We start from the raw sequence: 13,847 nt of genomic DNA, 5'->3' as shown, positions 1-13,847 counted from the left end.
ATAGTCGCCCGAGGAGAGCCCGATGTCAACCGACCGCGACGCGCTGCTGGCGGACCTGGCCGCCGTCGCCCGCGAGGCGTCCGGCCGGGCGCTGGTGCTGCACCAGGCCATCGCCGACCGCTTCGGGCTCGGCGCGAGCGACCTCAAGTGCCTGGACCTGGCGCGCGCCGAGCCGGATCTGACCGCGGGCCGGATCGCCGACGCGACGGGCCTGTCGGCCGCGGCGGTCACCGCGCTGCTCGACCGGCTAGAGCGGGCAGGCTTCGTCGAGCGCGTGCGGGGCACCGAGGATCGGCGCAAGGTGCACGTGCGGTCCACGGGACGGCACGAGGCGGCGCTGCGAGCGGCGTACGGCCAGCTGGCGGAAGGGTTCGAAGCCGTCGCCACCGCGTTCTCCGACGAGCAGCTGCGCGCTTACATCGCGGTGCAGCGCGCGTTCAGCGAGGCATCTGTCGCGGTGGCGAAGGCGCTCAGCGGGCCGCTGCCGACCTAGAGGGAAATCAGCCGTCGAATTCGTCGCTCGGACGCCCGGGCACCCGGCCTTGCACCGCGCGCGCGGCGTCCTCGCACGCCGCGCCGATGTGCCGCAGCACGGCTTCGACCTGCGTGCCGCAGTGCGCGGGGACGTGTTCGCACAGCTCGATCAGCTGGCTGGCGGCGAGCAGTTGGGCGTCGAGGCGTCGCAGGATCGTGCGACCCGTGTCGGAGTAGCGCAGGACGGGGTCGCGACGCAGGGCGTCGAGCACGGCGGCGGGGTCCGAGCGCGGGGTGCGGCGTGCGAGGTTCGGCGGCTGCGGGACGTCGGGGACGCCGGGCTGCGGCTGGCCGGGCGGCGAGCCGGCGCGTCCTTCGGGAACCGGGGAAAGCCCGGCCAGCACGCGGCGTCGCACGTCATGCGCGGTCCCGAGGGAGATCCCGGCCTCGCGCGCCATCGCCCGCACCGGGATCTCCGGGCGTTCGGCGAGCAGGCGCGCTGCGGCCCGGCGGCCCTCGTGGGCGTTCACCGGCCGGACCCGGCCGTCCGCGCCGACCCGCAGATGCGAGGCGCGCCGATCGCCGAGGGTGCGCCGCACCGCCGAGACGGTACCGGCGGACAGCCCCACGGCCTTGCCGACCTCGCGGTCGGACCGCATCGGAGTGACGCGCAGGATCTCGGCCGCGGCGGCGCGGCGCTCGGCCACGGACGACGCCGGGTCGGGTTCCGGCTCCGTCTGGAGGTGTTCGAAGTCGGAGTCGGAGCCGACACAGTGCAGCGTCAGGCAAGGGCAAGTCTCGGTCACGTGGCGTCCCCCTAGGCGCGGAGTGCTTACCTGAAGCCTCCCGGGCCCGCCCCACACGGCGATAACACCGACCTAATACGCGCCGAGATACGCACCGAGATCACGCGCTCCTGGTCCATACAGGGCCGGCACGATGGGCGATCCGCCGCCGGTGCGCTGGGTTCCGCATCGGGTTCGGGCTCGCTCTTTGGTTCGGGTTCAGGCTCGCGCTTGGGTTCGGGTTCAGGCTCGGGTTCGGGTTCGGGTTCGGGTTCGGGTTCGAGTTCGGGTTCGAGTTCGGGCTCGGGCTCGGGCTCGGGTTCGGGTTCGAGTTCGGGTTCGAGTTCGGGCTCGGGCTCGGGGCCGCTTGCCAGCGCCACTGTGCTGGCCGCGCTGACCGGCCGCGAACGTCAGGTGGCGCTGTTGGTCGGCGCCGGGCACAGCGACCGTCAGATCGCGACGCGGCTGGTGGCGCCGGAGATCGAAGAATAGCCACTCTTTGTGGTTTCCTGTGCACATCGCTACAGCGTCCTGACTTGTTTCCCGTTTGTGTCGCGACTTGCCATGGCAAGGACACTCTTTGCGAGGAGTCTTGCGGGATGGCCCGTGCCGAGGGAGTGGAATGATGCTGCACAGGAGAAGACGGCTCGCGGCTTCGGCCGCCGTCGTCGTCGCGCTGGCGTGTGGGGCGGTGGCCGGAACCGGAGGCGCCAGCGCCCAGAGCACGACGAACGCGACCCCGAACGCGAACGCCGACAGCGACGCCGGCAACCGGCCCTGGCTGCCGCCGACCCCGAATCAGTGGCCGCTGGTCGTCACCGCCTCGCACACTGCCGAGCAGGAGATCACGCGCGGTATCGGCTACCACACCGACACCTATCAGACGGTCGGCGGCGTGCAGCACGCGACGGAACTCAACGTCGATCTGACCGACCCGAACGTCCGGCTCGGCGTCGTGGAGTCGCACAACGAGCTCAGCGACCCCGCCAACGAGATCCCCTCGTCCATGGCGAACCGGACCGGCGCGGTCGCCGGCATCAACGGGGACTTCTTCGACATCTACGGCTCCGGTCGTCCGCACGGCATGGTCGTGATCAACGGCCGCCTGGTGAAGAGCCCGAACCCGGGGTGGAACCAGAACCTCGTGGTGCGCGCCGACGGCTCGATCGGCATCGGCGCCGAGGCATATTCGGGCACTGCCACGGACGGCGCCGCGAGCCACCCGATCAGCTCGGTCAACTTCGTGGACGACCTGTCCGCCAACGGCCTGGTGCGGATCACGCCGGACCTCGGGGACAGCGGGAAGGTCCCGGCGTCGGTCGTGGTGTCCGGCCACCGGGATCCGGCCGCGTCCGGCGTCCTGGTCGTGGACAAGGTGACGCCGAACGTCACCGACCTCGCGCCGCTGCCCGCCGGGACCGAGGACCTGGCCGGGTCGGGCACTGCGGGCCAGTGGCTCACCGCGACGGCGCACGTCAGCGACCGGATCGCCATAGCGGAGGCGATCAGCCCGGACGACAACGTGCGCCAGGCGCTGTCCGGCGGGGCCGTGCTAGTGCAGAACGGGACGATGGCCGTGCCGCTCCAGGGCGGTGGCGAGAACAACGTCAACAACCCGGTCACGGGCCTCGGCGTGACGAAGGACGGCAAGCACGCGATCGTCGCGGTCTTCGACGGCCACCAGCCGGAGGACGCGGCCGAGGGCCTGACCCGGCCGCAGCTGGCCGGGTGGATGATGGCGCACGGCGCGTACAACGCGATGCTGTTCGACTCCGGCGGCTCCAGCGAGATGGTCGCGCGGCAGCCGGGGCGGCAGCAGGCCGGCGTCAGCAACACGCCGTCGGACGGGCACGAGCGGCCGGTGGCCAACGGCCTGTTCTTCTACAGCACCGAGGCGCACCCGGGGCCGGCGGTGAAGGCCGTCCCCAACGCCGGCGCGCCGCTGGCCGTGCTGACGAACAGCACGGTTCCGGTGGCGGCGTACGCGGTCGACAAGCTGGGGAACCCGGCGAGCGACGCGGTGAGCCTGTCGGTGCGGCCGGCTTCTCGGGCGAGTATCAGTACTGGAACAAGCGGGGCTTCGCTGACGGCGTCGGGCGAGCCGGGCACTGGCGATCTGGTCGTGAAGGCCGGTCGGGCTCACGACTCGGTGCCGTTGCGGGTGACCGATCGGCTGAACTCGCTGTCGCTCAGCCCGGCCACGGTCGATCTGAACAACGGCGGGACGCAGCAGCTCACGATCAGCGCCACGACGCGGGACAAGCAGCCGGTGTCGCTGCTGCCGGCGTCGGTGACGTGGACGGCGTCGCCGTCGAACCTGGGCAGCGTCGATCCCACGACGGGGTTGTTCACCGCGGCGGCGAGCGGCGAGGGACTGGTGACGGTCACGGCGAGTGCGGCCGGGGCGAGCGCGACGGTGTCGATCGCGGTGGGTCAGCGTTCTGAGATCGTCGACTCGATGACCGATGTGGGGAATTGGGCTGTGCGGGCGCATGGCGGCGCGACGGGGAGTCTGTCGCTGTCGACGACGACCAAGCGGCTGCCGAGCGACGCCGGTTCGATGGACGTGAGCTACAACATTCCGGCGGGGAACGGCGTCAAGCAGGTCGTGTTCTTCCCGAACGGGAACGAGTCGTTCCCGCCGCCCGGGGAGACGCAGCTGCCGGACGGCGTCGGGGTGTGGATCAAGGGCACCGGGACCGGTGGGTCGGGGTCGCCGCTGGGGTTGGGGAACTTGACGTTGGCTGAGGCGTACACCGAGGTGAACGGGCAGTATGTGGACTTCTATCCGTCGACGGTGACGTATGACGGGTGGCAGCTGATCGTCGCGAACCTGCCGGCGGGGCTTCAGTTCCCGATGACCGTGAACTTCCTGGACTTCCTGGTCATCAGCCCGACGCAGCAGCTGTCCGGGGACCTGTATGTGAGTGACCTGCAGGCGTTGTACTCGCCGCGGCCGTTGGTGACGCCGCCGTATGTGGCGATCCCGCACAATCCGTCGTGGTTGCAGTACACCGAGGACCCGGCGAAGTTCCGGGCCGGCGGGACCACGCTGGCCGCGCTGGACGACGCGCACACGCATGCCGACGATCCGAACTCGACCGGGAGTGTGGTGCTGAAGCAGGACGGGGCGCAGATCAAGGCGCTGCCGTCGAGCCAGACCGGGGCGTTGTCGTTGCAGACGATGGGCGACATGAGCGATTCCGGGACGATGGCGAACCTGACGTATCTGAAGTCGTTGCTGGACGGTACTGGGCTGGCGTATCACGAGGGCGTTGGGAACCACGAGATCACGCAGGGTGCTGATGCGGAGAACAAGAACTGGACCAGTCTGTTCGGGCCGACGCACTACAGCTATACGCAGGGTGCGGCGAACGTTGTGGTGACGGACAGTTCGCATATCGGGATTCTGCCTTCGGATCCGTATCAGGTGCCGGCTACTGATCCGTCGCAGTATCAGTGGCTGGCCGACCAGCTGACGGCGAATCGGTCGCCGGTGGTGTTCGTGGTGAGTCATGTGCCGGCGTATGACCCGCATCCGCAGCAGGACAGTCAGTTTGCTGATCGGTGGGAGGCGCAGATGTTCGAGACGTTGGTGCGGAGGTATCAGGACTCGCATCCGCGGACGCATGTGATTTTGCTGTTCGGGCATGCTCGGGGGTGGGCTGAGAATCTGTTGGATCCGACGGGGCACAATGCGGCGGACGGGCTGCCGAACTTCGTGGTCGCGGATGCTGGGGTTGAGGCGTATGCGGCGGCGGACGAGGGTGGGTTTTATAACTACGGGTTGTTCCATGTGCTGCCGGATGGGGATGTGCAGTTTGCGGCGGTTCCTACGTTGGCGAGTATTGCGGTGAGTGGTGCGGGTGGTGGTGCGGCGGCGCTGCATGTCGGGCAGACGACGCAGCTGTCGGCAACGGGGACCTCGCCGACGGGGGACGATCTGCCTGCGCTGAGCGTGCCGATCGCGGATCCGGCGTCGCATGTGTGGCGGAGTTCGGATCCGCGGGTGGCCAGCGTGGATGCGGTTACCGGTGTGGTGCATGCGAAGTGCCCGGGAACAGCGACGATCTCGGTGACGTCGGGCGGGGTCACCGGGTCAATGACGGTGACGGTCGCTAAGTCCTGACGTTCTACTGGTCCTCGCGGCACCTGCGATTTACGGTGTCGCGAGGACCAGTAGCGACTCCATGTCCAGCACGAGCGCTTGGACTTCGGCTACGGACACGTGGTAGGTGTCGACCTGGACCTCCAGTTCCACCGTATCCGGGGACGTCCCCACTTGGATCATCAGCTTGTCGTGGTAGGTCGTGAACGGCTCGGCCCAGCGCAGGGTGCTTTCATGCTGCGCGGCTTCGAGTTCGGGGCGGGATGTCGGTGGGCCGACCGGCTCGGTGCCGATGCCGACGCGGCGGTCGTTGAACAGGCAGGACAGGTCGATAGTCTCGCCGCGCTCCTCGTTGATCCGGGCGCGTAGCTCTTCGAGCTTCGTCGGGTCGTAGTACGCGTACTTCGAGCACAGAGCCATGGCGCGCTGCGTGCGGTCGACCACCTCGTCGAAGGGGGCGTCGGCGACGTCGACCGTGAGCAGGCCGTTCACCGACAGCGGATGCGAGACGTCGGCGAGGCCGGGGCGGAAGCGGTTGCTGACGACTACTTGGATCAGCGCGGGGCTGATGCCGGTCAGCCGCGCCACCGCCACCGCGTAGCCAGCCAACAGCACTGTTGACGCTGGCACGCCGAGGCGCGCTGCGGCTGCTTTCGACGCCAGGTGTAGTGCGCGGGATGTGAAGTAGGCGCGGCGGTAGCGGGGCTCGCCCCGGTCTACGTGTGGGCCGAAGCGCAGGGGGGCGGCCGAGCGCAGCAGGCGCTCCCAGTAGCGCAGCGAGGCCTCACTCTGCCGCTGGCTGGACGCCGTGCGCTGGAGTGCGGCCAACTCCAGCGGTCCGATCGCCGGATCTGGGTTCTTCGGTTCGCCGGTGAGCGGGTCGCGGGTGCCGAGTTCGTCGAGCATGGCGGCGATTCCGCCTGCGTCTGTGGCTACGTGCGAGATTGTGACGACGACGTGGGTGACGACGCCGTGGGAGCGGACGGCGGCCATGCGGATCGGCCACTCCCACGCGTGGTCGAAGGGGGTCGCCTCCCAGTGGGCGGCTAGGGACTGCGCGGCCTGGGCCGGGTCGGCGGCGTCGGTGTCGGCGGGGACGTCGAGGATGCCGAGCGTCGCCTCGCCGAAGGCCGCGACGACCTGGCTCAAGGCACCGCCCGGGCCCGACCGGATCAGGGCGCGCATCGAGGCGTAGCGGGACATGAAGAACGCGAGCTCAGAGGCGAGGTCCTGTACCGTCCGACCGTCGGTCACCGGCACCGCGCCGCCCATGCTCAGCGACGACCGGGCCTGCTGCATCAGCGTCCAGACCTTGCGCTGCCCCCAGGTCAGCTCACCGACGCCGGCGCCTGGGCCTTCGAAGGGGACGACGATCGCGTCAGTCATGCGCACGCCGCCGAGGATCGCCTGCGGTACCGGTAGAGCCATAGCCCAGCCCCCTTGAAACGCCTGCCACACGCCGGTGTCAGACTCGCCCTCCCCGCGCTCGGCTCCATCGTGTGTCAGGTGTGTCGTTGACGCAAGAGTCTGAGAAATTGCGGTAAGAATACGATTAGATCGCGCAAGGGTTGGGGGTGGGTGGTGCTGGTTGAGGAGTGGGGTGGGGTGTCGGGTGGCGTGCGGTGTCGCGTGCGGTGCGGTGTCGCGTGCGGTGCGGTTGGTTTGTCAGGGTGCGGCTGGCGTGTGGTTTACAGGCAGTTTTTACGGCTTCGCCAATGGTTTGATGACCTCGCAGGGGGACGCAGTTCGGTTGAGCGAAGCATGTTGCGCTGGCGGCCGCCGGTTTTCGCTGGCACGACCACGCGGCGGTTCGAATCAGGCATGGCGCGTGGGCGGCTGGCGGTGTTCGTGTGCACGACCGCGCGGCGGCTCGAATCAGGCATGGCGCGTGGGCGGCTGGCGGTGTTCGTGTGCACGACCGCGCGCCGGTCCGAGTCACTGCGCATGTCGTAGGCGGCAATCGTCGTGCGTGGTGGGCACCTTGAGGCCTCCGGCGGGCGCTCTACAGCGAGGGGGCGACCCGCGCGACCTGCTTGATGGCGGCGGCCCGCAACTGGTCGGCTTCCTATCCGCTGTTGCCTGCGTCGCGCTGGTCAGCTGCGGTCGCTGCTTGTGGTCACCAGGGTTCTGGGTCCCTCGCCGCGTCGTCGCCGTAAACGGAACCAGCCCGGTTTGGCGGAATCAAGCCGCACCCCTGTTGCTGTGGTACAGCCTCGTCCGGCTTGACACCACCAAACCGGCCAGGTTGGCTTCGCCCGCCGACGCGGCGAGGGACCCAGAACCAACACCCCGCATGGTCCTTCGGACCCCCTCACCACGGGGCCGGTCGCGCTGACCCGTCACCACCCACGGCGGCCAAGGCGCCGGTTCTCGTCGGAATCGGCGGTCTGGCCGCATCGGCCCGGTGCCGACCGCCACTCGTCGGCGATTCGCGGGTTCGGGCTTGAGCCGGTGCGCGGTCGTGTCCGCGCCGGTGGACAGCGAGCGCGTCTGCCGTCACTCGTCGGGCTGTCCGCCGTTGCCGTTGCTGCCGTTGCCGCCGTTCCACCCGGCGGGCAGCTCCAGCTCGAACCACACGACCTTCCCGTGGCGGGTCGTCCGGCTCCCCCACCTGTGCGAGAGCTCGTCGACGAGGCGGATGCCGCGGCCGCTCTCGTCGTAGTCCGTGAACTTGCGGAGGGCTGGGGCTCGGGGGTCTGAGTCGGCGACCTCGATTGTCAGCATTCGGTCGCAGAATAGGCGGAGTTGTCTGGGGCGGTCGGTGTGGGTTAGGGCGTTTGTCACCAGTTCGCTGACTAGGAGTTCGGCTAGGTCGGTGAGGGCGGATAGGTTCCAGGCTCGGAGGCGCTCGCGGGTGAAGACGCGGGCTTGGCCGGCCATGCGGCGGTCGCCGGAGAGGGCCAGGGTGGCTACGCGTTCGTCGGCCAGGGAGACTGTGCGGGCCATGATGAGGGCTACGTCGTCTTCGGCGCCGCCGGGGACTAGGGCGGCCAGGACGGCGTCGCAGGCTTCTTCCAGGGGGCGGCCGCGTGGTGCGAGGGTTTCTCGGAGGAGCTTGATGCCTTCGTCGAGGTCGCGGCCTCGGCGTTCGACCAGGCCGTCGGTGTAGAGGGCCAGGACGCTGTGCTCGGGTAGGACGAACTCCATGCTCGCGAAGGGCACGCCTCCCACCCCCAGAGGTGGGCCCGGCTCGACCTCCAGCAGCGTGGTGGTGCCGTCTGGTGCCACCACCACCGGGGGGAGGTGGCCGGCTGAGGCGATCACGCCGGAGCGCTCGACCGGGTCGTAGACCGCGCACACGCAGGTGGCGAACTGGTCGTCGCCGCTGCTCGCGGCTGTGGCGTCCAGGCGTGTCAGTACCTGCTCGGGCTCCATGTCCAGGGTGGCCAGGGTCCGGGCGACGGTGCGCAGCTGCCCCATCGTGGCCGCGGCCCGGATGCCGTGCCCCATCACGTCGCCGACCAGGAGTGCCACCCGGCCGCTGGACAGCGGTACGACGTCGAACCAGTCGCCGCCGACCTCGCTGACGCGGCTGCTCGGCAGGTAGCGGTGCGCGATCTCCATGCCGATGGTGTGGGTGACGTTCTGCGGCAGCAGGCTGCGTTGCAGCGTCAGTGCCGTGGCACGCTCCCTGCGGTACAGGCGCGCGTTGTCCATGCACAGCGCTGCGCGCGCCGCCAGTTCCTCGGCCAGTGCGACGTCGGCGCGGCCGAAGGGTTCGCGGTCCTGCATGCGGATGAACTCCGCGCCGCCGAGCACCACGCCGCGGGCCAGCAGCGGGACCATCAGGTAGGAGTGGATGCCGGCGGCCAGGCCGCCCGCCACGCGCTCCGGGGAGGAGGCGATCGCGGCGAGCGATTCCTCGTCGACGATCGGGATCACCATGGGGCGTCCGCTTCGCAGGCTTCGGGCGTAGCCCTTGGTGGCGTCGCGGGTGGAGGTCTTGCCGACCGCGTCGGCGAGCGAGGTCAGGCCGGAGGGGAAGGACTCGGCGACGGCGACGGCTTGCAGGACCACCGGCTCGCCGGGGACCGGGGAGGCCGGCTCGTCGCCGCGCATCACCGAGGCGAGCAGGTCGACGGTCGCGAAGTCCGCGAAGCGCGGCAGTACCACCTCGATGAGCTCTTCGGCCGTGCGTTGCAGGTCGAGGGTGGTGCCGATGCGGACGCTGGCGTCGTTGAGCAGGGCCAGGCGGCCCTGAGCGGCGTTCGCCTGGCGCAGCGTCTCCTGCCGGGCCAGCGCGGTCTCGCGTTCGCGCTGGAACAGCAGGGCGTTGTCGAAGGCGGTGGCCGCGCGGGCGATGAGCTCTTCGCCGAGGGTGATGTCCTGGTCGTCGAACGGCTCGCGTTCCTTGCGGCGCGCGTAGGACACGAAGCCCAACACCGCGCCGCGCGCGACCAGCGGCGCGACGCGCACCGTCTGGGCCCGGCGGGCGTAGAAGTCGCTCACTCGGCCGGTCGGGTTGGCGATGATCGACGGCATCTCGGCCGGGTCGACGATGACGGTCTCGTGCAGCCGTAGGGCCTCGGCGTACGGGGAGCCCGACTCCAGGCGTTGCAGCTGGCCGATCGGGACGTCGTCGTAGGGGAAGTCACCGCTGACCGCGTCGAAGGCGACGCGGCGCACCACGAACGACTCCGGATCGGCCTGCGCCTCGGCGTAGCCGCTGGTGTAGCCCGGACCTGGCCCGCTCGCGGCGGCCCCGCTCCCGTTGCCGTTCCCGTTCCCGCCGTGACCCGAGCCGTGCCCGCGGCCGTGCCGGGAGCGCTGCTCCAGGACGTGGACCCCGCACACGTCAGCGATCTCCGGGACCATGGCTTTGACCAGCTCCGCGGCAGCCTGCCGGACGTCCAGTGTGGCGCCGATGGCGGCGCTGGCCTCGGCCAGCAGGGCCAGCCCGCGCCGGGCCCGCGCGGCCTCCTCCTCCGCCTCGTGACGCTCCGTGACGTCGATGACGGTCGAGCTGACGCCGAACACCCGGCCGGAGGGGTCCTGGAGCGGGGAGTACCAGGCCGACCAGGTGTGATGGTGCGCGGCCTCGCCGTGCTCGACGTCGCCGTCGGCGCGGCCGGCCCACCGGGCGTCGGAGATCGGGCGGCCGGTGCCGAGCACCTGCCGGATCTGCGCCTCGATCCGTAAGCCCTCGTCTCCCGGCAGCACGTCCCGGACCCGGCGCCCGAGGTGCTCGGCGACCGAGATCCCGTGCGCCGCCGCCAGGGCCGCGTTGACCTGCACGAAGCGGGTGTCGGTGTCGTAGACCGCCATGCCGACCGGCGACTGGCTGAAGAAGCTGTCCAGCACGGCCAGGTCGGCCTCGACCCCGCGGACGGCGCCGACGTCCACGGCCGTGGCCAGCACCATCGGCGGCCGGGTTCCGGAGTCGATCAGATAGGTGTGGATCTCCAGGTCCACCACGCGGCCGTCGCCGCGCCGGACCGGGAAGACGCCGGCCCAGTCCTCGCCCTGCAGGATCTGGCCGTAGATCGTCAGGATGTCGTCGCGCCGCTGCTCGGAGCCGAGCAGATCGAGGGCGAAGCTGCCCTCGGCCTGCTCGGCGGAGTAGCCGAGCATCGCCTCGGCGGCGGCACTCCAGTGGACTATTCGGCCGTCGGCTTCCAACAGCGCGGTGGCGACGCCCACGACGGGATGGCGCCGGGGCTGGGGTCCCCCCGCGCTCCGGCTGTTCTCCGCGGTGTCCGCGTCTGCTCCGGGCGTGTCATCGGCCATGGACGGTCAGGCCGCCCCCAGCGCGTCACGCCGACGCAACGGGATGATGCGCGTGGCGTTCACGTCTATAGCCTCCCCCATATGGCAAGCGCGACGCGAGTCGGGTCGGGATTGATGCCGTGGCGCCGGTCGGGAGCCGGGTCGATGATGGAACTGTGCCGGATCCGACCGAGCTGTCAGAGTCGTCCGAGCCGGACGAGCCGCGGCTGGCGGTGGCCCGGCTGAACTGGGCCAACCGGCAGGCCGAGGCCGTCGCGGAGGCCGACCGGCTGCTGGCCGGGCTGACCGCGCCGCAGGATGTGCTGGCCGTGCAGCTGGCGAAGGTGTCGGCGCTGCTGAACATGGACCGGCTCCGGGACTGCCCGCCGATCATCGACGCGGCCTGGGCGATCATCCAGGAGCACGGCGCCCGGCCGGCGGACGTCGGAGAGTTCCACGCGCTCGCGGCCTTCTTCGCCTACCGCAAGGGCTCGCTGGAGCGCTGCGTCACCGACCTGGTGCGCGGGGCGCAGGCGCTGGAGGCGACGACGAACGACCAGCGCGCGGTCCGGCCGTGGATCTCGATGGCCGTCACCTATTCGCTGGTCGGCTTCCACCGCCACGCGGTCGCCACGCAGCGGCACGCCGAGGACATCGCCCGGTTCGGCAGCGACGAGGACCGGCGGCTGACGGCACACCCGGAGATCCGCGTCCGGCAGGCGGTGTTCCTGGACCAGCGCGGCGAGACCGGCTCCGCCAAGGCCGTGCTCGGCGACCTCGTCGACCGGCTGCGGGCCGAGGATCTGATCGCGATGGAGGTTCCGTACCTCGGCTACGCGATGGCGCGCTACTCGGCGCTCGGCGGGTCCTACGAAGGGGACGCGAGACTGTTGCTGCGTCTGGAGAACGCGCAGTTCCCGGAGAGCGTCGAGCTGGCCCGGCTCGGGGAGGCGGCGTTGCAGATCGCGGAGGGCGACTCGGCGAAGGCACTGGGACTGCTCGGCGACGCGCGGACGTCGCAGACCCGGCTGGGCCGCGCCGAGGTGCCGCGACTCAGAGCCCTGGCACACCTCGCCGCCGGCGACCACGCGGCGGCGCACGCCGCCGACCGGGAGGTGACGTACCTGTTGGCGCGTGCCAGCGACCAGGTCTACGACCTCTTCGTCGACGGCATCACGGCGCGGCTGGACTTCGACGAGCTGCGCCGCAACATCGGCCGGTACGCCGACGAGGCGCAGACCGATCCGCTCACCGGGCTGCCGAACCGGCGGCATCTGGAGCGGTACGTCGGGGAGCTGACCGGACGCGGCGGAGGCGGGGTGCTGGGGGTCGCGGACTTGGACGGGTTCAAGGAGGTGAACACGGTCCACGGGCATCTCGTCGGGGACGAGGTGCTGCAACAGGTGGCGGCGGTGCTGTCGCGGACGCTGCGCGGCGACGATTTCCTGGCGCGCTACGGCGGCGACGAGTTCGTGATCGTGCTGCCGGGCACGGCGCTCGCCGAATCGCAGGAGGTGGTCACGCGGCTCACCGCGGCGGTCGCCGCGCACGACTGGAGCGGATTGGCTCCGGGCACGCCGGTGTCGGTGACCATGGGGGTCACGGCAATCGCGGGGCGGGGACTCGCGGAGGCGTTTCGGGAAGCGGACTTGCTGATGCTGGAAGCGAAGAATCAGCCGGTGTGATGACGGATGGCGTGATGACGGATTCGGAGAACATTCATGGAATACCTCGTCACAATGACGACTCAGGTGCCGGAGGGCACGAAGCCGGAGGAAGTGGACGCCGTCCGGGCGCGCGAGGCCGCGAACACACGGGCCCTCGCGGAGGCCGGCAAGGTGCTGCGACTGTGGCGTCCACCGCTGGCGCCCGGGGAATGGCGCACGCTCGGTCTGTTCGCGGCGCAGGACCCTGACGATCTGGAGAAGACCCTCGCCACGATGCCGCTGCGGGTCTGGCGCACCGACGAGGTGACGCCGCTGGGGCCGCACGGCAACGACCCGGGGCCCGGCCGCGTGGCGCTCGACGGGACGGCCACGGAGTACTTCACGACGTTCGCGCTCACGGTGCCGCCCGACGCGAGTCCGCAGGACGTCGAGGCCACGACGGCCGGCGAAGCCCGGCGCACCGCCGAACTCGCGGCCGAGCGGCGGCTGATCCGGCTGTGGTCGCTGCCGGGCGAAGGGCGCAACCTCGGGCTGTGGCAGGCGGCTGACGCCGGGAGCCTGGACGGGTATCTGCGGTCGCTGCCGATGGACAAGTGGCTGGAGGTCGGGACGCTGGCGCTGACGCGGCATCCCAGCGATCCGGCGACGGCTTAGCAGGCCCCTGATCCGGCCCGCGCGCCGCGACAGCAGACACGCCGATCAGACCAGCGGGCGCGCGCCAGCAGGTCGAAGAGCGCCGATCACATTCGCGCACGACCGCCTGCTGCAAGCCAGCAGGCGCGCACGCCGATCGCCCACGCGCGAGCCAGATCGGCGAGCGCGGACCAGGCTGTCGAGCCGCCGATCGCAAACGTGCGCGGCGCAGATCGGCGAGCGTGAACCAGGTTGGCGAGCGCCGATCGCAAACGCGCGCATCAGGTCGGTGAGCGCGGGCCGGGCAGGTGGGGCCGACGGGAGCGAATCAAGACCCGTTGATCGCCCGCCCCCGCACCGGTTCGGCGAGCGCAGGCCGGGCCGGTCGGGCCGACGGGAATGAATCAAGACCCGTTGATCGCCCGCCCCGGCATCAGCTCGGTGAGCGCGGGCCGGGCCGGTCGGGCCGACGGG

General features: G+C 70.7%; 7 protein-coding genes. 4 read left to right on the top strand and 3 right to left on the bottom strand.

All coding sequences use genetic code 11. From position 1 onward, the window contains the following. The first annotated feature begins 22 nt into the window (after positions 1 to 22). Positions 23 to 493, top strand: coding sequence for a MarR family winged helix-turn-helix transcriptional regulator (locus ABH935_RS05815; protein WP_370376716.1), 471 nt, complete (start codon positions 23 to 25; stop codon positions 491 to 493). A gap of 7 nt (positions 494 to 500) precedes the next feature. Here the strand turns inward: ABH935_RS05815 and ABH935_RS05810 are convergent, their stop codons facing one another. Continuing rightward, complete coding sequence (locus tag ABH935_RS05810) at positions 501 to 1,280, bottom strand: hypothetical protein (RefSeq protein ID WP_370376715.1); 780 nt, start codon at positions 1,278 to 1,280, stop codon at positions 501 to 503. Positions 1,281 to 1,881: 601 nt separating this feature from the next. Between ABH935_RS05810 and ABH935_RS05805 the strand changes: the two genes are divergently transcribed. Beyond that, positions 1,882 to 5,388, top strand: a complete 3,507-nt coding sequence (locus ABH935_RS05805; protein WP_370376714.1) for a phosphodiester glycosidase family protein — start codon at positions 1,882 to 1,884, stop codon at positions 5,386 to 5,388. 30 nt (positions 5,389 to 5,418) lie between these two features. On the opposite strand, the gene ABH935_RS05800 is transcribed toward ABH935_RS05805, so the two are convergent. Then, the gene (locus ABH935_RS05800; RefSeq protein ID WP_370376713.1) at positions 5,419 to 6,795 is read right to left on the bottom strand and encodes a condensation domain-containing protein; all 1,377 of its coding nucleotides are present in this window, start codon (positions 6,793 to 6,795) and stop codon (positions 5,419 to 5,421) included. A gap of 1,068 nt (positions 6,796 to 7,863) precedes the next feature. Continuing rightward, positions 7,864 to 11,007, bottom strand: coding sequence for a SpoIIE family protein phosphatase (locus ABH935_RS05795; RefSeq protein ID WP_370376712.1), 3,144 nt, complete (start codon positions 11,005 to 11,007; stop codon positions 7,864 to 7,866). Positions 11,008 to 11,249: 242 nt separating this feature from the next. Here ABH935_RS05795 and ABH935_RS05790 point away from each other — a divergent pair, with 242 nt between their 5' ends. Both ABH935_RS05790 and ABH935_RS05785 read left to right on the top strand, forming a co-directional pair. Continuing rightward, positions 11,250 to 12,758 (top strand): GGDEF domain-containing protein, encoded by a 1,509-nt coding sequence (locus ABH935_RS05790; protein ID WP_370376711.1) that lies wholly within the window; start codon positions 11,250 to 11,252, stop codon positions 12,756 to 12,758. 36 nt (positions 12,759 to 12,794) lie between these two features. Beyond that, on the top strand, positions 12,795 to 13,394 hold the full coding sequence (locus tag ABH935_RS05785) for a muconolactone Delta-isomerase family protein (protein WP_370376710.1): 600 nt from the start codon (positions 12,795 to 12,797) through the stop codon (positions 13,392 to 13,394). Positions 13,395 to 13,847: the final 453 nt, after the last annotated feature.

The organism is Catenulispora sp. GAS73 (genome assembly GCF_041262085.1).
Lineage (GTDB): Bacteria > Actinomycetota > Actinomycetes > Streptomycetales > Catenulisporaceae > Catenulispora.
Note: the sequence above shows the minus strand (reverse complement) of the source record. Positions and strands in the feature narration are given on the sequence as shown.

Excerpts from the sequence above, each read along its gene's own strand:
- ABH935_RS05815 (WP_370376716.1), top strand. The coding sequence starts at position 23 with ATGTCAACCGACCGCGACGCGCTGCTGGCGGACCTGGCCGCCGTCGCC.
- ABH935_RS05805 (WP_370376714.1), top strand. The coding sequence starts at position 1,882 with ATGATGCTGCACAGGAGAAGACGGCTCGCGGCTTCGGCCGCCGTCGTC.
- ABH935_RS05800 (WP_370376713.1), bottom strand. The coding sequence starts at position 6,795 with ATGGCTCTACCGGTACCGCAGGCGATCCTCGGCGGCGTGCGCATGACT.
- ABH935_RS05785 (WP_370376710.1), top strand. The coding sequence starts at position 12,795 with ATGGAATACCTCGTCACAATGACGACTCAGGTGCCGGAGGGCACGAAG.